A 20461-nucleotide genomic window follows, 5' to 3' on the forward strand; every position below is an offset into this window, starting at 1 on the left:
GGGCGTCTACAGCCGCTGTCATGACCGTTCTCACCCGTTTCGCGCCGAGCCCGACCGGCCGGCTGCATGTCGGCAATATCCGCACTGCGCTCCACAACTGGCTATGGGCGCAAAAGCATGGCGGGCGCTTCATGCTGCGTATCGACGATACCGATGCCGAGCGCAGCCAGGAGCATTTTGTCGACTCGATCCGTGCCGACCTCGCCTGGCTCGGCCTGGACCCGGTCGGGGAGGAGCGGCAGTCGGCGCGCTTTTCGCTCTACGAGGCGCGCTTCGCGGCGCTGCGCGAGGCCGGCCATGTCTATCGCGCCTATGAAACGGCGCAGGAGCTGGACCTGAAGCGCAAGATCGCGGCGGGACGTGGTCTGCCGCCGGTCTATGACCGCGCCGCGCTGGCGCTGAGCGACGCCCAGCGCGCGGCGTTCGAGGCCGAGGGAATCGCGCCGCACTGGCGCTTCAAGCTCGACCATGGCGCCGCGATCGAATGGGACGACCTGATCCGCGGGCACCAGCGGTTCGATCCGGCGACGATGAGCGACCCGGTGATCCGCCGCGCCGATGGGTCCTGGCTCTATATGCTGCCCTCGGCGATCGACGATGCCGAGATGGGCGTGACTCATGTCGTGCGCGGCGAGGATCATGTCTCCAATACCGCGTTGCAGCTGCAGATGTTCGCCGCGATGGGCAGCGCGCCGCCTGCCTTTGCGCATGAGGCGTTGCTGGTCGGGAGCGAGGGCAAATTGTCCAAGCGGCTCGGATCGGTCGGGGTCGACCAGTTCCGCGAGGCCGGGATCGAGCCCGAAGCGGTGCGCGCGCTGCTCGCGCGGATCGGCACGAGCGATCCGGTCGAGCCGCTGGTCGACACGGCCAGGCTGATCGAGACGTTCGATTTCGGGCGCTTCGGACGCGCGCCGGCGCGGTTCGACGAAGCGGAGCTGAGCGCGGTCAATACGCGGATCGTGCATCAGCTCGATTTCGACTCGGTCGCCGGGCGGCTGCCCGCCGGCATGGGGCGGATCGAGTGGGAAGCAGTGCGGCCCAATCTCACCGTGGTGGCCGAGGCAGGCGATTGGTGGCGCGTGATCGAAGGGCCGGTCGACTCAGTGGCCGACCCGGCGGACGCGGATTTCCTGGCCGAGGCGGCGCGGGTGGCGGGCTCGATCGACTGGGCCGCCGACCCCTGGCATGCGCTGACCGGGGCGCTGAAACAGTCGAGCGGTCGGAGCGGCAAGGCGCTGTTCCTGCCGTTGCGGCGCGCGCTGACCGGGCTCGATCATGGGCCGGACATGAAGGCGTTGCTGCCGCTGATCGGGCGCGAGCGGGCGGTCGAGCGGCTGACGGGCTGAGTTCGCCGCGACGCTTTGGCAGGTCCCTTCCTGCTTCCCCTTGCGAAGACCGGGGTCCAGTCGGACAGGTTGTTGTAACGGCGCGCAGCGCCTCGCCATGATCGTCCCCCGACTGGGCCCCGGCCTTCGCCGGGGAAGGCGACATGGTGTTGGCCACCGGCGTGAAATGATATCTTGTATCTAAATAGTAATGTTGTATCATCGCCGCCGAGATCGAGCGACAGACTCGACCGCCCACCAAGGAGACGATGGAGGCAGGCGATGTACGCAGACCGTTATACCAAACAGAAGAAACTGGACCCGGCCAGCCTTGGCCTCTCGGCGCTGCTGGTCGGCGGGATCATGACCGGGATGATCTTCTCGGCGCCCGATTTCGTGAAGAAGATCCCAACGTCGATCACGCTCTACCCGATCACCGAGACACCGCCGCCGCCACCCAACCCCGAGCCCCTGCCGAAGAAGCAGGAGGTGCTGAAGAAGGCGGAAACGCAGATCGTCCCGCCGCGCCAGGAAGTCACGATCGACACGCCGAAAGGCTTCACGATCACCCCCGGCACGAACACGGTCGACATCACCGAAGGCACGACCAGCGGCACCGTCGGCGAAATACTCACTGTCCCGCCCAAACCGCCGGCGATCGTCGCGCCCGGGATCAACCCACGCTTCAACTATCAGCCCGACTATCCCAGCGACGAGCGACGCCTCGGTCGCGAGGGCCGGGTGGTGGTCCGCGTGCTGGTCGGCACCGACGGCCGGGTGAAGCAGGTCGAGAAGGTCAGCGCCGCGAGCGACTCCTTCTTCGAGGCGACGCGGCGTCGCGCGCTCGAGAAATGGCGCCTGACCCCGGGCACGCGCGACGGCGTCGCGGTCGAGGCCTGGCGCACCATGGCCGTCAGCTTCGTGATGAACGACGAATGACCCCCTTCCGATCGCGCCGGGCATAACCTTGGACGTCCGGCACGATCGGGAGACCTTGCAGGGCTGGCATCCCGCCGGCCCTGCGCCTATCTTGTCGCGATGAGTTTCCTGCGCACCATCTCGCCCCTGCGCGCCTATCGCGACCTCCGCCAGTATCTGGCGTCGCGCAAGACCTATGAGCTGGTCTTCCTGGTCCTGGCGATCATCGTGACCTGGACCATCATGTTCGCCATCGCGAACAATTCCGAGGTCCAGAAGGAATATCGCCCGAACATCGTCTATGCGGAGCAATGGCCCGCCAACCGCACCGACGAGCAGATCATCGCGCAGCAGAAGATCGACGGCCCGAAGGAAAAAGCCGAAGCCGACGAGGTGAAGAAGCAGCAGGCCGAGACCCAGGCTGCCTATAAGCGCCTTGACGACAAGCTGAAGAAGTACGGATTCTGACGATTGCCGACGCGCGCTGGATGGGGGCGGCGCTCGCGCTGAGCGAGCGCGGCAAGGGGCTGACCGCGCCCAACCCCAATGTCGGCTGTCTGATCGTGCGGGACGGGCGCGTCGTCGGGCGCGGCTGGACTCAGCCGGGCGGGCGTCCGCACGCCGAGGCGATGGCACTGGCCGAAGCCGGCGACAGAGCGCGCGGCGCGACCTGCTACGTCACCCTGGAACCCTGCGCGCATCAATCGCCCCGCGGCCCGGCCTGTTCGGACCTGCTGATCGCGGCCGGGGTGGCGCGCGTGATCATCGCGCTCGGCGATCCCGACCCCCGCACCGACGGCGACGGCATCGAGCGGCTGCGCGGCGCGGGGATCGAGGTCACGACCGATCTTCGCGACGGCGACGCGCGACGCGCGATGGCCGGATTCCTGATCCGCCAGGCGCTGGGACGGCCGCAGGTGACGCTGAAGCTCGCTCTGTCGCTCGACGGCGCGGTGGCGATGGGCGACGGCACCAGCAAATGGATCACCGGCACCGAGGCGCGCGCGCATGCCCATGTCGAGCGGGCGCGGCACGAAGCGATCCTGGTCGGGCACGCGACCCTGACGGCGGATGCGCCGACGCTCGATGTCCGCCTGGCGGGGCTGGAGGGGCGGAGCCCGCGGCGGCTGCTGCTGTCGCATGGTAATGCGCCCGACGGCTGGGAAGTGCTGCACGATCCCGCCGATATTCACCAGTTGAAGGGCATCGACCATCTGCTGGTCGAGGGCGGCGTGGCGACGGCGGCGGCGTTCCTTTCCGCCGACCTGGTCGACCGGCTGTTATTGTACCGCGCGCCGATCCTGATCGGGGCGGGCCGCACCTTGCCCGATATCGGCCTGGCCGATCTCGCCGCGGCGCATGGCCGCTGGACGCTGCACGACGCGCGGCGGCTTGGCAGCGACCGAGTCGAGGTCTACGAGCGCGCCAAAGGACAGGTTTGATGTTCACTGGAATCGTCACCGATATCGGCACCGTCGAGCGCGTCGAGGCGCTGGCCGACACGCGCGTCGTGATCGGCACCAGCTATGACACCGCGACGATCGATCTCGGTGCCTCGATCTCCTGTTCGGGCGTGTGCCTGACCGTCATCGACAAATCCGCGGGTGGGGGCTCCAACTGGTTTGCCGTCGACGTGTCGGGCGAAACCATCAGCCGCACGGCGCAGGGGCAATGGACCGAGGGGCGCAAGCTCAACCTGGAGCGCGCGCTGAAGCTGGGCGAGGAACTGGGCGGCCATATCGTCACCGGCCATGTCGACGGCATCGGCGAAGTCACCTCGGTGGTCGAGGAAGGCGGATCGCACCGCGTGCGGATCACGGCCGGCGCCGAGATCGCCCCGTTCATCGCGCCCAAGGGATCGGTCACGCTCGACGGCGTCTCGCTGACCGTCAACGATGTTGAGGATTCGCCCGCCGGCGTGACCTTCGGCGTCAATATCATCCCGCATACCGCGGCCGTCACCACTTTCGGCAGCCTCGCGGCCGGCGATCCGATCAATATCGAGATCGACGTGCTCGCCCGCTACCTGCAACGCATGGAGCATTATCGTGCAAAAGCCTGAGCTGGCCCGCCTGCGTCACGGCTTCCTCTCCAGCCCTGAGGAAATCATCGACGAAGCGCGCAACGGCCGGATGTTCATCCTGGTCGATGACGAGGATCGCGAGAATGAGGGCGACCTGGTCATCCCCGCCCAGATGGCGACGCCCGAAAAGATCAACTTCATGGCGCGGCATGGCCGCGGCCTGATCTGCCTGGCCCTGAGCAAGAAGCGCGTCGACGAGCTCGGGCTCGACCTGATGAGCCGCCACAACGGCACGCGCCACGAGACCGCCTTCACCGTCTCGATCGAGGCACGCGACGGCGTGACCACCGGCATTTCCGCCGCCGACCGCGCCCGCACCGTCGCGGTGGCGATCGATTCGTCGAAGAGCCGCGAGGAAATCGTGACGCCCGGCCATGTCTTCCCCCTGGTCGCACGCGAGGGCGGCGTGCTGGTCCGCGCCGGCCATACCGAGGCCGCGGTCGACGTGTCGCGGCTGGCCGGCCTCAACCCCTCGGGCGTGATCTGCGAGATCATGAACGAGGACGGGACGATGTCGCGCCTCGACGATCTCGTTTCCTTCGCGCAGCTCCACAATCTCAAGATCGGCACGATCCGCGACCTGATCGCCTATCGCCGCCGCCACGACCATCTCGTCGAGAAGCGCGCCGAGATGGTGTTCCACAGCAAATGGGGCGGCGACTGGAAGGCGATGACCTTCTTCAACAAGGCGACCGGCGACGAGCAGATCGCGCTGGTCAAGGGCAAGATCGACCCGGACAAGCCGACCCTGGTGCGCATGCACAGCCTGTCGATGTTCGCCGATGCGTTCGGCGAGGAATCCGAGCGCTCCGGCCTGCTCGCGCAGTCGATGGAGACCATCGCCGAGGAAGGTGCCGGCGTCATCGTCGTGATCAACCGGCCGATGAAGGATTCGATCACCCGCGTGATCAGGCTGCGCGCCGAGGGCAAGACGATCGGAACGCCGGAGGCCGCCGAGCTGCGCGATTACGGCGTCGGCGCGCAGATCCTCGCCGAACTGGGCGTGCAGGACATGGTGCTGCTGACCAATACCCACCACACCCTGGTCGGGCTTGACGGGTACGGCCTGTCGATCGTCGGCGAACGGGCAATCCCCGGCACCGGAGGCGAATGATGGCGAAAATCCTGATCGTGGAAGCACGCTTCTACGACCATCTCAACGACCTGCTGCTCGAGGGCGCGCGTGCCGCGATCGAGGAAGCCGGGCATCGCCACGAGACGATCACCGTCCCGGGCGCGCTGGAGATTCCGGGTGCGATCGCGCTCGCGTCCGAGACCGACGATTATGACGCGTTCGTCGCGCTGGGCGTGGTGATCCGCGGCGAGACCTATCATTTCGAGATCGTCGCCGGCGAAAGCGCGCGCGGCCTGATGGCGCTGTCGATGGACGGCGTGGCGATCGGCAACGGCATCTTGACCGTCGAGAACGAAGCCCAGGCACTGGCCCGGGCGCGGCGCACCGAGAAGGACAAGGGCGGCGAAGCGGCCAAGGCGGCGCTGGCGATGCTGGCGCTGAAGGACCGCTTCGGCTGACCATGGCCGACATGCAGCCGCCCCCGCCGCGCTATCGCATCGTCGAGCGCAACGGCCGGCTGATCGTCACTGACACCTGGGCGGAGAAGAGGCCGCCGCGATCGGAAGCGTCGATGGTGTCGATGCCCGGGACTCCGAAGCGGTCATTGCCGGCTACCGCTGGCCGGCCGGCCGGCACCGGCGTGCCACGCCTGCCGACTGGCGGGTTGATCGAGACACTGGGTGCCATCCTCGTCCTCGGGCTCTGTGCCGGATCGACCGACAGCACGGGCAACCCGATCCTGACCACCGCCAATTATTACGACGTCAACGGCCCGCGCGACATCGTGCTCGCACCCGCCGGCGCGAAACGGCTCGGGCGCTGGCTGCTCGGCGCGGCGCTGGCCGCAATGGCGATGGCGGTGGTGATGTTCGCCACGCCATGGGGCTTCGTCGTCGCCTTTGTGCTGGTCGGCATGATCGCGAGCAACGCCAACACCACTGCGCGCCCGGCGATCACGCGCTGGCTCGACGCCCTCGAAAAGGCAGGTTGAGCGAAGTCCCACCCTTACTTATACTAATGTAAGTAAGGGAGATTCGGCGATGGCGTTGGCCCACACTTTCAAGGCGAATCCCCACTGGCTGCCGCGGCAGAAGCCGCAGGCGATCGCCGCGATTCCGGGCGAGAATGGGCTGCCTTTCATCGGCAACACGCTGAAACTGCTGCGCGATCCGGTCGGATTCGGTCATCGCATGGTGGCGCAATATGGCACCGTCTATCGCAACCATGCCTTTGGCGGCCCTTCCGTCACCCTGATGGGCGCCGACGCCAACGAACTGGTGCTGTTCGACCGCGACAAGGTCTTCTCGTCCGAACAGGGCTGGGGCCCGATGCTCAACCTGCTCTTCCCGCGCGGGCTGATGCTGATGGATTTCGAGAAGCACCGCGCCGACCGCAAGGTGATGTCGGTCGCGTTCAAGCCCGAACCGATGCGCCATTATGCCGAGGCGCTGAATAGCGGCATCACGAGGACCGTTACCGGCTGGGCGAACCGGCCGCTGCGATTCTACGACGCGATCAAGGCACTGACGCTCGACCTCGCCGCCGACAGTTTTCTCGGCATGCCGCTCGGGCCGGAAGCCGACCGGATCAACCAGGCGTTCGTCGACGAGGTCCAGGCATCGGTCGCGCCGATCCGCGTGCCGCTGCCCGGCACGATCATGAGCAGGGGTGTGAAGGCGCGCGCCTATCTGGTCGAGCTGTTCCGGCGCGAGATCCCCAACAGGCGCAGCGGGGAGGGACATGATTTCTTCTCGCAATTCTGCCGCGCGACCGACGAGGCGGGCCAGCCGCTGTCGGACGACGCGATCGCCGACCATATGAACTTCCTGATGATGGCGGCGCACGACACGATCACCTCGTCAGCGACGAGCCTGGTCATGCTGCTCGGCCGCCACCCCGAATGGCAGGACCGCCTGCGCGAGGAGATTGCCGGGCTGGGGCTCAACGACGCGGAAGGGCTGCCGTACGGCCAGCTCGACCGGCTGGTGCTGACGGAGTATGCCTTCAAGGAAGCGCTGCGGCTGGTGCCGCCGGTTCCGTCGATCCCGCGGCGCGCGGTGAAGGCCTTCGACTTTGGCGGCTATCATATCCCGGCCGGGACGATGGTCGGCATCAGCCCGGCCTTCACCCACAAGATGGCCGAGCATTGGCCCGACCCGCAGACATTCGATCCGATGCGCTTCTCGCCGGAGGTCAGCAAGGGCCGGCACAAATATGCCTGGGTGCCGTTCGGCGGCGGCGCGCATATGTGCATCGGCCTGCATTTCGCGACGATGCAGATCCGCATCCTGATGGCGCAGCTATTGAGCCGCTACCGGATCGAGCTGGACGAGGGGGCGGGCGCCGAGTGGCAGGCCTGGCCGATTCCCCGGCCGAAGGATGGGCTGCCGGTGCGGTTCGTGCCGCTGGGGTGACCACCCACCACCGTTCGCCCTGAGCCTGTCGAAGGGCTGCTCTTCTCTCCACCGTCGGAACGAAGAGCAGTGCTTCTACAAGCTCAGCACGAACGGAGGGAAATTTTACTCCGCCGCGACGTCCTCGAGCGCCGGATAGTCGGTATAGCCCTCCGGCCCCTGGCTGTACCAGGTCGCCATATTGTCCGGATTGAGCGGCGCACCCTGTTGCAGGCGGACCGGCAGGTCGGGATTGGCGAGGAAGGTGCGGCCGAAGCTGATCGCGTCGGCCACGCCGGAATCGAGCGCTGCCTGGGCATCATCGCCGAGATAATCCGAGTTGAGCACCAGCGGACCGAAAAAGGCCTGGCGAATCTCGGGCGAGAGCTTGGGCTGGTCCGACCGGCCGAACGTGCCGTCGGGGCCGGGCTCGCGTAGTTCGAGGAAGGCGATGCCGATCTCGGACAGCATCTTCGCGGCGGGCACGAACACGGCTTCCGGATTGCTGTCCTTCGCGCCCTGCGAATTGCCGTTGGGCGAGAGGCGCACGCCCGTGCGGTCGGCCCCGGCGATGCTGGCGACACGCTCGGTCACTTCGCGCAGCAGGCGCACGCGATTTTCGGGATGGCCGCCATAATGATCGTCGCGGAAGTTGGAATTGTCGCGCAGGAACTGGTCGATCAGATAGCCGTTCGCGGCGTGGATCTGCACGCCGTCGAAGCCCGCCACCAGCGCGTTGCGCGTTGCGCGCTCGTAATCGTCGAGCAGGCCGGGGAATTCGTCGAGCCGGAGCGGCCGCGCCTCCTCATAATCCTGCTTGCCGTCATAAGTATGCGCCTGGCCCGGCCCGGTCGTCGCCGAAGCGGAGACCGGCTGCGCGCCGATCAGGCTCGAATGGACGATGCGGCCCATGTGCCAGAGCTGGGCGACGATCCGCCCGCCCGCGGCATGGACCTGGGCGACGACCGGCTTCCAGGCTTCGGTCTGCTCGTCGGTCCACAGGCCCGGCGCGAAGGGCCAGCCAAGGCCCTGGCGCGAAATGCCGGTCGCCTCGGAGATGATCAGCCCCGCACCGGCGCGCTGGGCGTAGTATTCGCCCATCAGCGGCTGCGGCACATGCTCGCGGGTCGAGCGGCCGCGAGTGAGCGGGGCCATCAGCACGCGGTTGGGCGCGTGGATTGCGCCGAGCTGAATCGAATCGAAGAGGCTGGGCATGAAACTGAGTTTCCTTTTGCTACCTGACGCGCCAGACATAGAACGCTAAGGGGCCGCATGCACCAGCCCGCCTCTCCAAGAAAAACTGTCGCAGCACAAAGTCCGGGCTCTCCGCGGCTGGCGTTTGCCGCGCTGATTGCTGCGAATATCATGCTCGCCTTCGGCTCCTGGTTCGTGCGCATGGCGGATACCGGGCCGGTCGCCTCGGCCTTCTGGCGCATCACGCTGGCGACGCCGATCCTGCTCGCCGCCGCCGTCGCGGGCGGCGGGCGGCCGCACCGCATCGGCAGGGGGCTGGGCCTGTTGTTCGTGCTGGCCGGAATCTGCTTCGCCGCCGATCTCGGCGCCTGGCATATCGGCATCCTCAAGACGACCCTGGCCAATGCGACCCTGTTCGGCAATTCCGCGACGCTGTTCTTCCCGGTCTATGGCTTTCTCGCGGCACGCGCGCTGCCGACCCGGATGCAGGGGATCGCGCTCGCCCTTGCGACGATCGGCGCGGCGCTGCTGATGGGACGATCCTATCAGCTCGATCCGAGGAATCTGGTCGGCGACCTGCTCTGCCTGTTCGCCGGCCTGCTCTACACCGTCTATCTGGTCTTCATGCTGCGTATCCGCGACGGCATGGCGTCATTGCCGGCTTTGGGCCTGGCGACGGGCGCCAGCATCCTGCCGCTGCTGGCCATCGCGCTGGCCATGGGCGAGCGCATCTGGCCGCACGACTGGGCGCCACTGATCGCGATGGCGCTGGTCAGCCAGGTGCTGGGGCAGGGGCTGCTGATCTATGCGCTGGGCAGGATGTCGCCGCTGATCGTCGGCATCGCGCTGCTGGTGCAGCCCGCCGTCGCCGCCACGGTCGGCTGGGTCGTCTATCAGGAGCGGCTCGGCCTGCCCGACCTGGTCGGGGCAGTGCTCGTCGCGGTTGCGCTGGTGCTGGTGCGCGACAGGCCGGCGCCGCTTGCGCCGGCACGGGCCGGGTCTAGATAGGGGGCGAGGAGACGCATGATGGCTGCCCTGCCCAAGGACCCGACGCTCGACGAGATTCGCGCGGCACTGGCGCCGCTGATCGCGGCCAATGCCGCGTTCGACGGCTGGAACGACGCCGCGCGCGACGCCGCCGCAGAGTCGGCCGGCGTCGACCGTGACGTGGCGAAGGTCGCCTTTCCCGGCGGCGCGGTCGACATGATCGATGCCTGGTTCGCCGATATCGACGCGGCGATGGCCGCCGCACTGCCGCCCGAGCGCCTCGCCACGATGAAGATCCGCGCGAAGATCACCGCGCTGGTCGAGGCCCGCCTCGCCGAGGCCGCGCCCAATCGCGAAGCATTGCGCCGGGCGCTGGCGATCCTCGCCATGCCGCAGAATCTCGTGCGCGGCGCGGCGCTGGGCTGGCGCGCGGCCGACCTGATGTGGCGCGCGGCCGGCGATGCCGCGACCGACTATAATCACTATACCAAGCGCACCATCCTGGCGGGCGTCTACGCCGCGACGCTGACCGTGTTCCTCGACGACGACAGCGATGGCTGGGCCGACACCCGCGCCTTTCTCGGCCGGCGGATCGAGGGGATCATGCGCTTCGAAAAGGCCAAGGCCGGTTTCCTGGCGCGCACCGAGCACCGGCCGAGCCTGTCGCGCTTCATCGGACGCCTCCGTTACCCGGTCGTGTGAATCGCGCGACTGGTTATTGATAATCAATCGCAACGGCCTTATTGCGGACTGGTGTCAACGCCCCTCAGCCTCGAATCATTGCCGCATCGGCAACGCGCGACCGTCGCCGCGATCGCCTGGACCGAGTTGAGCGTGCCCGAGGCACGGCGCCTGCGCGAGCTTGGCTTCGACGAAGGCGTCGGCGTCGAGGTGCTGCACCGCGCGACCCTGGGCAAGGGCCCGATCGCCTGTCGCATCGGCCGGATGACCGTTGCGCTCCGCCGCGCCGTGGCGGGCGCGATCCATGTTTCCCCCATCGCCGGCTAGATTGAGCATCCCATGAACGCTGCGCCATTGGTGGCGCTGGTCGGCAATCCCAATGCCGGCAAGAGTGCCCTGTTCAACGCGCTGACCGGTGCGCGCCAGAAGGTCGGCAATTATCCCGGCGTGACGGTAGAGCGGCATTCGGGCCGCCTCGCCCTGCCCGACGGCCGTCCGGTCGAGCTGGTCGACCTGCCCGGCGCCTATAGCCTCGATCCGTCCAGCCCCGACGAACGCGTCACGCGCGACGTGGTGACCGGCACGCAGGAGGGCGAGCGGCTACCGGATGCGCTGGTGGTGGTGGTGGATGCCGCCAATCTCGACAATCATCTGCGCTTCACGCTCCAGCTGATCGCGCTCGGGTTGCCGGTGGTGGTCGCGCTCAACATGTTCGACCTGGCCGAGCGCGACGGGCTGATCCTCGATCCCGAACGGCTGTCGCGCGAGCTGGGCGTGCCGGTGGTGCCGACCGTCGCGGTCCGGCGCCGCGGGCTGGAAGATCTCAAGGCGCGGCTGGGCGACATCCTGGTGCACGGCGCGGCCACGCCGCTGCGCGCAGGCGACGGGCGCATGCAGGAGGACATCGTCACCCTGCAGCGCCGCGCCCGCACCATCGCAGTGGCGGCGACGGTGTCCGAAACGCCAACGCGGCGCTGGGGCCATGCGCTCGACGCGATCGCGCTTCACCCGGTGGTCGGGCCGATCCTGCTGCTCGGCCTGTTGTTCGTCATGTTCCAGTCGGTATTCGCCTGGTCCCAGGCGCCGATCGGTTGGATCGAAGCGGGCATGGCCTGGCTTTCCACCCTGGCGAGCAGCGAACTGCCCGGCGGATTCCTGCGCTCGCTCGTCGTCGACGGGCTGATCGCCGGCGTCGGCGCGGTGGTGGTGTTCCTGCCGCAGATCCTGATCCTGTTCACCTTCATCCTGGTGCTCGAGGCATCGGGCTATATGGTCCGCGCCGCCTTCCTGATGGACCGGCTGATGGCGCATGTCGGCCTGTCCGGCCGTGCGTTCATCCCCTTGCTGTCGAGCTTCGCCTGCGCCGTACCCGGCATCATGGCGACCCGCACGATCGACGACGAGAAGGACCGGCTGACCACTATCCTGATCGCGCCGCTGATGACCTGCTCGGCCCGGCTGCCGGTCTATACGCTGATCATCGGCGCGCTGATTCCCAACACCCAGGTGCTGCCGTTCGTCGGGCTGCAGGGGCTGGTGATGTTCGGCCTGTACGTGCTCGGCATCGTCGGGGCGTTCGTCGCCGCGCTGGTGCTGCGGCGGACCGTGACCAAAGGCGCCTCGTCCGGCTTCATGATGGAGATGCCGAAATATCAATGGCCGCGGCTGGGCGACGTGCTGATCGGCCTGTGGAGCCGGGCACTCATCTTCCTGAAGCGCGCCGGCACCACCATCGCGCTGACGGTGGTGCTGCTCTGGGCGCTGGCGAGCTATCCGGTCGCCCCGGCCGGACAGAGGCAGAGCGATTATTCGATCGCCGGGCGCATCGCCTCGGGCATCGAAGTGGTGGTGAAACCGATCGGCTTCAATCACGACATCGCCCTCGCCCTGCTGCCCGCCATGGCGGCGCGCGAGGCAGCGGTCAGCGCGATCGCCACGGTCTATTCGATCGACAATCCCGAGGATGTGGCGGGCAAGATCAGGCTGGCGGATCGCCTGCGCGGCCGCTGGAGCCTGCCGACGGCGCTCGCCTTCCTGATGTGGTTCGTCTTCGCGCCGCAGTGCATCTCGACCATCGCGGTTACCCGACGCGAGACCAATGGCTGGAAATGGCCGGCGTTCATGGTTGGCTATTTGTTCGCGCTCGCCTACATCGCTGCAGGGGCGACCTATTGGGCCGCTATCGGACTCGGTTTGTAGGAAGAAGCATATGGCGGGCAGCGTCAACAAGGTCATTCTCGTCGGCAATCTGGGGCGCGACCCCGAGAGCCGCTCCTTCCAGAACGGCGGCAAGGTGGTGAACCTGCGCATCGCCACCTCCGATACCTGGAAGGACAAGAACACCGGCGAGCGCAAGGAAAAGACCGAATGGCATTCGGTCGCGATCTTCAACGAAGGTCTTGCGAACGTCGCGGAGCGCTATCTGCGCAAGGGCAGCAAGGTCTATATCGAAGGCGCGCTGCAGACCCGTAAGTGGCAGGACGCCCAGGGCCAGGACAAATATTCGACCGAAATCGTGCTGCAGGGCTTCAACTCCGTGCTGACCATGCTCGACGGCGCGCCCGGTGGCGGCGGCGGTTCGGGCGGCGGCGGCTATGGTGGCGGCCAGCGCGACGATTTCGGCGGCAATGACGATTTCGGCGGCGGATCGTCGGGCGGCTATGGAGGCGGCGCGAGCCGTGGCGGCGGCGCGCCCGCCAATCGCGGCAGCAGCAGCTTTGCGGACGATCTCGACGACGACGTGCCCTTCTGAGCGTTTCGCGCGTTCATCGGTTCATGAGCGAGACACCATCGGCCCGGTCGGCCGCACCATCCACCGGGACGATCGACGAGACGGTGCGCGACAGCGCGATCGCCGCGCATGACATCGAATCGCTGCGCGACAGCGAGGAGCTGAAGCGGATCACCGATTTCGCCGCGGCGCTGTGCGCGGCGCCGGTCGCCCTGGTCAATCTGGTCGACCGGCACCGCCAGCATTTCATCGCCCGCACCGGCTATGACGCGCCCGAAGGCCCGCCCGAGACGAGTTTCTGCACCGTCACAATGCGGGCGCGGGGCATCATGGTGGTGCCCGACGCGACGCGCGATCCCCGCTTCGCCGACAATCCGCAGGTCATCGGCGCGCCGTTCATCCGGTTCTATGCCGGCGTGCCGCTGCTCTCGGATGACGGCGTACCGCTCGGCGCGCTGTGCGTGATCGACACCAACCCCCGTGACGGACTGACGTCATTGCAGCATCAGGGGCTCGCCACCCTGGCCGACGCGGTGATGGCGCGTCTGCGCGACAGTCGCGACGCCGCGGCCTGGCGCGCCAGCGAGAGCGCCGCCAGCCGCGCGCTCAACGAAAGCGAACACCGTTTCCGCGTGCTCGCCGATGCCATGCCGCAAATGGTCTGGTCGACATTGCCCGACGGCTATCACGATTATTACAATGCACGCTGGTACGAGTTTACCGGCATGCCCGAAGGGTCGACCGACGGCGAGCAGTGGAACGGCATGTTCCACCCCGAAGACCAGCCCCGCGCCTGGGAGTCCTGGCGTCATTCGCTCGCGACGGGCGATCCCTATCAGATCGAATATCGTCTGCGCCGCGCCGATGGCGACTATCGCTGGACGCTCGGCCGCGCCTTGCCGCTACGCGACGAATCGGATGCGATCGTGCGCTGGTTCGGCACCTGCACCGATATCCATGAGCAGAAGGAAGCCAGCGAGGAGCGCGAAGTGATCGCGCAGGAGCTGAGCCACCGTATCAAGAACATCTTCGCCGTGATCGCCGGGCTGGTCGGCTTCGCCGCGCGGACCAAGCCCGAACTGGCGAGTATTGCCGAGGATCTGCGTGCGCGGATCACCGCGCTCGGCCGGGCGCATGATTTCGTCCGGCCGCACAGCGCGAAGTCACGGCCGGCGGTAGCGCAGGACAGCCTGCATGGCCTGCTGGGCGAGCTTTTTCGTCCCTATCAGTCGGCCAATCAGAAACGCATCGTCATCAGCGGCAGCGATGTGGAGATCGACGATCGTTCGACGACACCGCTCGCCCTGCTGTTCCATGAACTCGCGACCAACGCGACCAAATATGGCGCGCTGGTCAACGACACCGGCCGAATCTTCCTCGACATCGCGACCGGGGAGGCGGGCGTGGTCCTGCGCTGGAGGGAAAGCGGCGGGCCTGCGGTGACGTCACCCGACGGGATGACGGGTTTCGGATCGCAGCTGATGGAAATGAGCGCGGTACGGCAGCTGGGGGGCACGATCGACCGCGACTGGCGGCCGGAGGGCCTGGTGGTGACGATAAAGGTGCCGGCGCGCGCGTTCAGCCGCCGCTGATGTCGCGGTCCAGCAGCACCAGATCGTCATTGGCCGCCGCGCCATGCGGCGTGCCGGCGCTGGCCATCGCCGCGGCGGCCAGGATCGCCGCCTCCGAAAAGGGCTTGCGGATATAGCCGAGCGCGCCTTCGCCCGCGCCGATCTGGGCCGGGTTGGCGGTCACGAAAATCACCTTCACGCCGTAATCCCGCGCCAGCGTGGCGGCGAGATCGGGCCCGGTCGGGCCGTCGCGCAGGTTCACGTCGACCAAGGCGAAATGACAGTCGTCGGCGGCTTCGATCGCACCGCTGCGATCAGCCGCGATCGCCTTCACATGATAGCCGGCATCCGTGAGGATTCGCTCGAGATCGAGCGCCACAAAGATCTCGTCTTCAACGATAAGGGCGGTAGTCGGCATGGATTCCTCTAAGGTTTCCTGCCGCGAACACCTGACGGCACCAAAGAGTTCCTGATCGAAATCAATTCTTCAGCAGGAATACTGCATGTTCCGCGAAGAAATTGGCCGCTGCCGAGGTCGTGCGCTTGTCGCCCGAGAGGAACCACGCCCCCTCGACCGTGATGCCGCGGCCTTTCACGAAGGCGCGGAAATCGTCGATCGTGACATGGTGGATATTGGGCGTGTCGTACCATTGTTCGGGCAGCAGCCGGGTCACCGGCATCCGCCCACCCCACATCAGCGAGGTGCGCCCGCGCCAGTGCGCGAAATTGGGGAAGGACACAAAGGCTCGCCGACCGATCCGGAGCAGATGATCGAGAACCACGTCCGGGCGCCGCGTCGTCTGCAGCGTCTGGCTGAGGATCGCATAGTCGAAGCTGGCCTCGGGATAGCCCGCCAGGTCCGAATCCGCGTCGCCCTGGATCACCGACAGTCCGCGCGAGACCGCGGCGGCGACATTGCCCGCGTCGATCTCGAGCCCGCGCGCATCGACGCCTTTTCCATCGCGCAGCGCGGCCATCAATGCCCCATCACCGCAGCCGACATCCAGAATGCGGCTGCCCGGCGCGACATTGTCGGCGATGATCGCGAGATCGGGACGGAGGCTCATTTCTTCCTTCTCCCCTTGTGGGAGAAGGTGGCGCGAAGCGCCGGATGAGGGGGAATGAGGTTCGAGACGCTCGCGAGTGTCCCCCTCACCCTTCCCACGCCTTCGGCGTAGGCCCCTTCCCTCTCCCACAGGGGGAGAGGGAAAGAAGGATCGAAGCGCGGACTCATGTCGTTGCCCCATACACGTCGGGACGATGGCGCTGCATGAACAGCGCCGTATCGGTCACCCGCTCCCAGCCGAGCGTCTCGTACACGCCATGCGCGTCGCGCGTGGCGAGAAGCCAGCGCCGCAGCCCCTGAAGATCGGGCAGCGCCTGAAGCGCCGCCGCCATCGCGCGCGCGATACCCTGGCCGCGATAGGGTTCGAGCACATAGACATCGGCGAGGTACGCGAAGGTCGCCCCGTCGCTGACAACGCGCGCGAAGCCGATCTGCGCGTCGCCGTCGAAGGCACCGATGCAGAAGGAGCCGCGGATCGCCCGTTCCACCACGTCACGCGGAATGCCGGCGGCCCAATAGCTCGTGACGAGATAGGCATGGATCGCGTCCGCCTGCATCTCGGCGCGATCGGTCGACAGGCGGAATGTCGTCATGCGCCCGCCCTCAGGAAGCCGTCGATCACCCGGTTCATGCCGGGCGAATCGAGCAGGAAGGCGTCATGCCCGAACGGGCTGTTGAGTTCGACGAAACTGACCGGCGCGCCCGCCGCGTTGAGCGCGTGGACGATCGACCGCGATTCGGCCGTGGGGTAGAGCCAGTCGGTGTCGAAGCTGATCAGGCAGAAGCGCGCCGTGCTCGCGCGAAAGGCATTGGCGAGCAGGCCGCCATGTTCCTCCGCGAGATCGAAATAGTCGGTCGCGCGGGTTATATAGAGATAGGAATTGGCGTCGAACCGGTCGACGAAGCTGATCCCCTGGTGCCGCAAATAGCTTTCCACCTGGAAATCGGCGTCGAAGCCGAAGCTCTTGGCGCTGCGCGTTTGCAGGCGGCGGCCGAATTTCTCGGTCAGCCCGGCTTCCGACAGATAGGTGATGTGCGCGGCCATGCGCGCGACGGCGAGCCCGGCTGCGGGAGGATCGCCATTCTCGTAATAGTCGCCGCCGCGCCAGTTCGGATCGGCCATCACCGCCTGGCGACCGACTTCGTGAAAGGCGATATTCTGCGCCGTATGGCGTGCCGCCGAGGCAATGACGATCGCTGCCTTCACCCGCTCGGGGAAGGTCGCCGACCAGCTCAGCGCCTGCATGCCGCCCATCGATCCGCCGATTACGGCCGCCAGGCTGTCGACGCCGAGATGGTCGAGCAGCATCGCCTGCGCGCGCACCATGTCGCGGATGGTGATGACCGGGAAGCTCATCCCCCAGGGCTTGCCGGTCGCCGGATTGACCGTCGCCGGTCCCGAGGAGCCAGTGCAGCCGCCGAGCACATTGCTGCAGATGATGAAATGACGATCGGGGTCGACCGGCTTTCCCGGCCCTACCAGCCGGGTCCACCAGCCGGCCTTGCCCGTGATCGGATGGTTGCTCGCGACATTCTGGTCACCGGTCAGCGCGTGACAGATCAGGATCGCGTTGCCGCCGTCCGCGTCGAGCGTGCCATAGGTCTCGTACGCGATATCGACCGGCGACAGCAGCGCGCCGCCATCGAGCTTCAACGGCCCGGGCAGGGTGACATGGCGATCCAGACCGAAACGTTGATCAGCCGTCATCTGATTTCCGCAAACCGACGGCCAATTCCCCGACCCGTTCGTGCTGAGCTTGTCGAAGCACTGCTTTTCCTGCGTCGAATAGAAGAACAGCCCTTCGACAAGCTCAGGGCGAACGGAGGAAGTGCGTTAGGCCGCGACGCGGCACCATTCAAGCTTTGGCGTTCAGGCTCTGCTGTTCAGGCGTGCTGCGCGGCCATGATCGCCTGGGCCGCCATCCGGCCGGTCTGCGCGCCACCGTTCATATAGCCCGGATAGGCATCCGACAGATGCTCGCCGGCGAACTGGAGCCGGCCGGACAGCGCATGGTGCCTCGGCCCGCTTTCGCCCTCGACCCAGATCAGTTCCCCGAAACGGGTGAGCTGGCCCGGCCGGAAATTGACATAGGCGCCGAGCGTCAGCGGATCACGGTGCCAGCCGGTACGCCGCACCACGCCGCTCATCGCCGCGCCGAAGCCGGGAACGCCTCCTTCCGCCATCGTGGCGAAGCGCCGGGCGAGCTGGCCGGGGTCCATCGCATCGGCCGCGCTGACTTCGTCGCCACCGAGGAACCAGGTCCACACGCTGCCGGCATCGGCTGCCGGGCGAATGCCGCCGTCCCAGCCGAGCGCCGCACCGGCCGAGGCGTCGGTCTGCCACAGTTCGCCGCCGCGCCCCATCGGCCCCTCCCAGGGGCGCGACGTCATGACCGCCTGGACCTTCTCGTTATGGCCCAGCTCCACCTCGGCGATGAACCGGCGCCACAGCGGCGGCAGCGGCACGTGGAAATCGATCTGGCGCATCAGCGGCGCCGGCACCGCGACGATCACGGCCCCGGCGCTGGCGGCGGTGCCGTCGAGGAAGGTCAGGCGCGCCCCGGCGCCCTGCGCGTCGATCCGCAACAGCCTTTTGCCGTTCTCGATGCGGCTGGCGAGCTTCGCCTGCATCGCCGCGATCAGCGCACCACTGCCGCCCTCGATCAGATAGCGCTCGTCGCTATGGCTGAGCACATCGACCTGTTCGCCATCCACGGTCGGCAGGTTGAACACCAGCTCGATCGCCGAAGCCTGGCCCGGCTCCACGCCATATTCGGTGCGGCTGGTCGCCTCCATCAGCTGTCGGACCCAGGGCACCGGCAATTTTTCGGCATGCTGGTCGAGATATCCGGCGATCGAGAGGCGGTCGAGTTCGCGCGCCGTCCGGTCATAATCCTTGTCGAGCCGAGCCGAATCCAGCGCGATCTGCGCCGCGATGGGGCGCAACGCCTCGGCGAGTACCGCCGTCGACAGCACGGCGCCGTTGGCGAGCACGATGGTGCGGTGCGCCTCGGCCTTGCGGTCGATCAGGCCGATGCCGAACGCCTTGGCCAGCTTGTGCATGTCGTCATGGTCGGTGTTGACCAGCTGGCCGCCGATCTCCATCGGCACGCCGTCCGCCGGACGGTGCGTGAACATGCGCCCACCGAGGCGCGGGCGTGCCTCATAAAGGCGTGCGTCGACGCCGGCCTCGGCGAGATGCCACAGGGCCGTCAGCCCGGCGATACCGCCGCCGATGATCGCGACCGGCCCATGGATGGGCGCGGCGCGAAGCGGGCGTGGTACCGCGGCGACCAGGCCGGCCGCGCCGATCGCCTTGAGCAGCGCGCGCCGGCTCATGCCCGGCGCGCCCTCGACCGGCGGTTTCTCCCCCGCCGCCGCCAGATTCATCCGGCGCGCCGATTCCAGTGCCTGCCAGAAAACCGTGCTGCCCCGCATGATCATCCCCTCGCTTCGTCGCCTCCGTAACAGATACGCGATCGAGCGTCAGCTTGCGTTGGCGCAAGCCATGAGCCATGCGGACGCCCATGCTTCCCTTCGCCCGCGTCACCATCATCGGCATCGGCCTGATCGGTTCCTCGATCGCGCGCGCCGTGCGCGCCCAGATGCCGACGGTGCGGCTGACCGGCCATGACGCCGATGGCGAGGTGCGCGCGATCGCCGACCGGCTCCAGCTGTTCGACGACATCACCGACACCGCCGGCGCGTCAGTGATCGATGCCGACCTGGTCATCCTGTGCGTGCCGGTCGGGGCGATGGGCGCGGTGGGCAGGGAGATCGCCGCCGACCTGCCCGCCGATGCCGTCGTCAGCGATGTCGGATCGTGCAAGGAGGATGTCGTCCGCGCCCTGGCCGAGGCGCTGCCCGGCGCGACGGTCGTTCCGGCGCACCCCGTCGCGGGCACGGAGCGCAGCGGGCCCGAAGCCGGGTTCGCCACCCTGTTCCACAAAAGATGGTGCATTGTCACCCCGCCCGAGGGCGCCGATCCGGTCGCGGTCGAGCGCGTCAGCGAATTCTGGCGACGGCTGGGCGCGGAGGTGGAGACGATGGAGCCCGGCCATCACGACCGCGTGCTCGCCATCACCAGCCATTTGCCGCACCTTATCGCCTACACCATCGTCGGCACCGCTTCCGACATGGAAGAGGTCACCCGCAGCGAAGTGATCAAATATTCGGCCGGCGGTTTTCGCGACTTCACCCGCATCGCCGCGTCCGACCCGACGATGTGGCGCGACGTGTTCCTCGCCAATCGCGAGGCGGTGCTCGACATGCTCCAGCGCTTTTCCGAGGACCTGTCGGCGCTGCAGCGCGCGATCCGCTGGGGCAAGGGCGACGAGCTGTTCGACCTGTTCACCAGGACCCGGGCGATCCGGCGCGGTATCATCGAGCAGGGCCAGGACGACCCCGCGCCCGATTTCGGCCGCACCCACGACTGAT

22 protein-coding genes are annotated in these 20461 nt (G+C 67.4%); 16 read left to right on the top strand and 6 right to left on the bottom strand.

The window, feature by feature from the left end:
- Positions 1-20 precede the first annotated feature (20 nt).
- The 9 genes from gltX (at position 21) to ACZ1I5_RS20930 (ending at position 7815) form a co-directional block, all read left to right on the top strand.
- Positions 21-1346, top strand: a complete 1326-nt coding sequence (gltX, locus tag ACZ1I5_RS20890; protein WP_465171153.1) for a glutamate--tRNA ligase — start codon at positions 21-23, stop codon at positions 1344-1346.
- A gap of 261 nt (positions 1347-1607) precedes the next feature.
- Positions 1608-2264 carry a TonB family protein gene (locus tag ACZ1I5_RS20895; protein WP_465171154.1) on the top strand — a complete coding sequence of 219 codons (657 nt, stop codon included), beginning with the start codon at positions 1608-1610 and terminating at the stop codon, positions 2262-2264.
- A 99-nt stretch (positions 2265-2363) separates the two neighbouring features.
- On the top strand, positions 2364-2711 hold the full coding sequence (locus ACZ1I5_RS20900) for a hypothetical protein (protein ID WP_465171155.1): 348 nt from the start codon (positions 2364-2366) through the stop codon (positions 2709-2711).
- A gap of 20 nt (positions 2712-2731) precedes the next feature.
- A complete protein-coding gene (gene ribD / locus ACZ1I5_RS20905; protein ID WP_465171156.1) occupies positions 2732-3685 on the top strand; it encodes a bifunctional diaminohydroxyphosphoribosylaminopyrimidine deaminase/5-amino-6-(5-phosphoribosylamino)uracil reductase RibD in 954 nt (317 codons plus the stop codon).
- Positions 3685-4305: a riboflavin synthase gene (locus tag ACZ1I5_RS20910; protein ID WP_465171157.1), complete on the top strand. Its 621-nt coding sequence runs from the start codon at positions 3685-3687 to the stop codon at positions 4303-4305. The genes ribD and ACZ1I5_RS20910 overlap by 1 nt, the downstream gene beginning before the upstream one ends.
- Complete coding sequence (gene ribB, locus ACZ1I5_RS20915) at positions 4292-5440, top strand: 3,4-dihydroxy-2-butanone-4-phosphate synthase (RefSeq protein ID WP_465171158.1); 1149 nt, start codon at positions 4292-4294, stop codon at positions 5438-5440. The genes ACZ1I5_RS20910 and ribB overlap by 14 nt, the downstream gene beginning before the upstream one ends.
- A complete protein-coding gene (gene ribH / locus ACZ1I5_RS20920) occupies positions 5440-5859 on the top strand; it encodes a 6,7-dimethyl-8-ribityllumazine synthase (RefSeq protein ID WP_465171159.1) in 420 nt (139 codons plus the stop codon). The genes ribB and ribH overlap by 1 nt, the downstream gene beginning before the upstream one ends.
- 2 nt (positions 5860-5861) lie before the next feature.
- Positions 5862-6392 (top strand): hypothetical protein, encoded by a 531-nt coding sequence (locus ACZ1I5_RS20925; RefSeq protein ID WP_465171160.1) that lies wholly within the window; start codon positions 5862-5864, stop codon positions 6390-6392.
- Positions 6393-6441: 49 nt separating this feature from the next.
- Positions 6442-7815, top strand: coding sequence for a cytochrome P450 (locus ACZ1I5_RS20930; RefSeq protein ID WP_465171161.1), 1374 nt, complete (start codon positions 6442-6444; stop codon positions 7813-7815).
- Positions 7816-7920: 105 nt separating this feature from the next.
- Here ACZ1I5_RS20930 and ACZ1I5_RS20935 read toward each other — a convergent pair whose 3' ends face one another.
- Positions 7921-9009: an alkene reductase gene (locus ACZ1I5_RS20935; RefSeq protein ID WP_465171162.1), complete on the bottom strand. Its 1089-nt coding sequence runs from the start codon at positions 9007-9009 to the stop codon at positions 7921-7923.
- Positions 9010-9066: 57 nt separating this feature from the next.
- Here ACZ1I5_RS20935 and ACZ1I5_RS20940 point away from each other — a divergent pair, with 57 nt between their 5' ends.
- From ACZ1I5_RS20940 to ACZ1I5_RS20965, 6 genes are read left to right on the top strand one after another with little or no spacing between them, the layout of a single operon-like run.
- Entirely contained in the window at positions 9067-9996 is a 930-nt protein-coding gene (locus tag ACZ1I5_RS20940; RefSeq protein WP_465171163.1) for a DMT family transporter, read from the top strand.
- An 18-nt stretch (positions 9997-10014) separates the two neighbouring features.
- Positions 10015-10677 (top strand): COQ9 family protein, encoded by a 663-nt coding sequence (locus tag ACZ1I5_RS20945; protein WP_465171164.1) that lies wholly within the window; start codon positions 10015-10017, stop codon positions 10675-10677.
- A 51-nt stretch (positions 10678-10728) separates the two neighbouring features.
- A complete protein-coding gene (locus tag ACZ1I5_RS20950; protein WP_465171165.1) occupies positions 10729-10983 on the top strand; it encodes a FeoA family protein in 255 nt (84 codons plus the stop codon).
- Positions 10984-10995: 12 nt separating this feature from the next.
- The gene (gene feoB, locus ACZ1I5_RS20955; protein WP_465171166.1) at positions 10996-12855 is read left to right on the top strand and encodes a ferrous iron transporter B; all 1860 of its coding nucleotides are present in this window, start codon (positions 10996-10998) and stop codon (positions 12853-12855) included.
- Positions 12856-12865: 10 nt separating this feature from the next.
- A complete protein-coding gene (gene ssb, locus ACZ1I5_RS20960) occupies positions 12866-13408 on the top strand; it encodes a single-stranded DNA-binding protein (protein ID WP_465171167.1) in 543 nt (180 codons plus the stop codon).
- A gap of 23 nt (positions 13409-13431) precedes the next feature.
- The gene (locus tag ACZ1I5_RS20965; protein ID WP_465171168.1) at positions 13432-14979 is read left to right on the top strand and encodes a sensor histidine kinase; all 1548 of its coding nucleotides are present in this window, start codon (positions 13432-13434) and stop codon (positions 14977-14979) included.
- Here the strand turns inward: ACZ1I5_RS20965 and ACZ1I5_RS20970 are convergent.
- From ACZ1I5_RS20970 to ACZ1I5_RS20990, 5 genes are all read right to left on the bottom strand, one after another.
- Positions 14966-15376 carry a response regulator gene (locus ACZ1I5_RS20970; protein ID WP_465171169.1) on the bottom strand — a complete coding sequence of 137 codons (411 nt, stop codon included), beginning with the start codon at positions 15374-15376 and terminating at the stop codon, positions 14966-14968. The two genes, ACZ1I5_RS20965 and ACZ1I5_RS20970, sit on opposite strands and share 14 nt — an antisense overlap.
- Before the next feature lie 61 nt (positions 15377-15437).
- Positions 15438-16025, bottom strand: a complete 588-nt coding sequence (metW, locus tag ACZ1I5_RS20975; protein ID WP_465171170.1) for a methionine biosynthesis protein MetW — start codon at positions 16023-16025, stop codon at positions 15438-15440.
- Between the two features lie 163 nt (positions 16026-16188).
- Positions 16189-16617, bottom strand: coding sequence for a GNAT family N-acetyltransferase (locus ACZ1I5_RS20980; RefSeq protein WP_465171171.1), 429 nt, complete (start codon positions 16615-16617; stop codon positions 16189-16191).
- Positions 16614-17732 (bottom strand): homoserine O-acetyltransferase MetX, encoded by a 1119-nt coding sequence (gene metX / locus ACZ1I5_RS20985; RefSeq protein ID WP_465171172.1) that lies wholly within the window; start codon positions 17730-17732, stop codon positions 16614-16616. Before metX ends, ACZ1I5_RS20980 begins: the two co-directional genes overlap by 4 nt.
- A gap of 176 nt (positions 17733-17908) precedes the next feature.
- Complete coding sequence (locus ACZ1I5_RS20990; protein WP_465171173.1) at positions 17909-19462, bottom strand: flavin monoamine oxidase family protein; 1554 nt, start codon at positions 19460-19462, stop codon at positions 17909-17911.
- A gap of 89 nt (positions 19463-19551) precedes the next feature.
- Between ACZ1I5_RS20990 and ACZ1I5_RS20995 the strand changes: the two genes are divergently transcribed.
- Complete coding sequence (locus ACZ1I5_RS20995; RefSeq protein ID WP_465174017.1) at positions 19552-20460, top strand: prephenate/arogenate dehydrogenase family protein; 909 nt, start codon at positions 19552-19554, stop codon at positions 20458-20460.
- Position 20461 lies beyond the last annotated feature (1 nt).

It is taken from the genome of Sphingomonas sp. BL-S-30, assembly GCF_055521475.1.

Coding starts and splice junctions, on each gene's coding strand:
- gltX (WP_465171153.1), top strand. CDS start 21: ATGACCGTTCTCACCCGTTTCGCGCCGAGCCCGACCGGCCGGCTGCAT.
- ACZ1I5_RS20895 (WP_465171154.1), top strand. CDS start 1,608: ATGTACGCAGACCGTTATACCAAACAGAAGAAACTGGACCCGGCCAGC.
- ACZ1I5_RS20900 (WP_465171155.1), top strand. CDS start 2,364: ATGAGTTTCCTGCGCACCATCTCGCCCCTGCGCGCCTATCGCGACCTC.
- ribD (WP_465171156.1), top strand. CDS start 2,732: ATGGGGGCGGCGCTCGCGCTGAGCGAGCGCGGCAAGGGGCTGACCGCG.
- ACZ1I5_RS20910 (WP_465171157.1), top strand. CDS start 3,685: ATGTTCACTGGAATCGTCACCGATATCGGCACCGTCGAGCGCGTCGAG.
- ribH (WP_465171159.1), top strand. CDS start 5,440: ATGGCGAAAATCCTGATCGTGGAAGCACGCTTCTACGACCATCTCAAC.
- ACZ1I5_RS20925 (WP_465171160.1), top strand. CDS start 5,862: ATGGCCGACATGCAGCCGCCCCCGCCGCGCTATCGCATCGTCGAGCGC.
- ACZ1I5_RS20930 (WP_465171161.1), top strand. CDS start 6,442: ATGGCGTTGGCCCACACTTTCAAGGCGAATCCCCACTGGCTGCCGCGG.
- ACZ1I5_RS20935 (WP_465171162.1), bottom strand. CDS start 9,009: ATGCCCAGCCTCTTCGATTCGATTCAGCTCGGCGCAATCCACGCGCCC.
- ACZ1I5_RS20940 (WP_465171163.1), top strand. CDS start 9,067: ATGCACCAGCCCGCCTCTCCAAGAAAAACTGTCGCAGCACAAAGTCCG.
- ACZ1I5_RS20945 (WP_465171164.1), top strand. CDS start 10,015: ATGGCTGCCCTGCCCAAGGACCCGACGCTCGACGAGATTCGCGCGGCA.
- feoB (WP_465171166.1), top strand. CDS start 10,996: ATGAACGCTGCGCCATTGGTGGCGCTGGTCGGCAATCCCAATGCCGGC.
- ssb (WP_465171167.1), top strand. CDS start 12,866: ATGGCGGGCAGCGTCAACAAGGTCATTCTCGTCGGCAATCTGGGGCGC.
- ACZ1I5_RS20965 (WP_465171168.1), top strand. CDS start 13,432: ATGAGCGAGACACCATCGGCCCGGTCGGCCGCACCATCCACCGGGACG.
- ACZ1I5_RS20970 (WP_465171169.1), bottom strand. CDS start 15,376: ATGCCGACTACCGCCCTTATCGTTGAAGACGAGATCTTTGTGGCGCTC.
- metW (WP_465171170.1), bottom strand. CDS start 16,025: ATGAGCCTCCGTCCCGATCTCGCGATCATCGCCGACAATGTCGCGCCG.
- ACZ1I5_RS20980 (WP_465171171.1), bottom strand. CDS start 16,617: ATGACGACATTCCGCCTGTCGACCGATCGCGCCGAGATGCAGGCGGAC.
- metX (WP_465171172.1), bottom strand. CDS start 17,732: ATGACGGCTGATCAACGTTTCGGTCTGGATCGCCATGTCACCCTGCCC.
- ACZ1I5_RS20990 (WP_465171173.1), bottom strand. CDS start 19,462: ATGCGGGGCAGCACGGTTTTCTGGCAGGCACTGGAATCGGCGCGCCGG.
- ACZ1I5_RS20995 (WP_465174017.1), top strand. CDS start 19,552: ATGCTTCCCTTCGCCCGCGTCACCATCATCGGCATCGGCCTGATCGGT.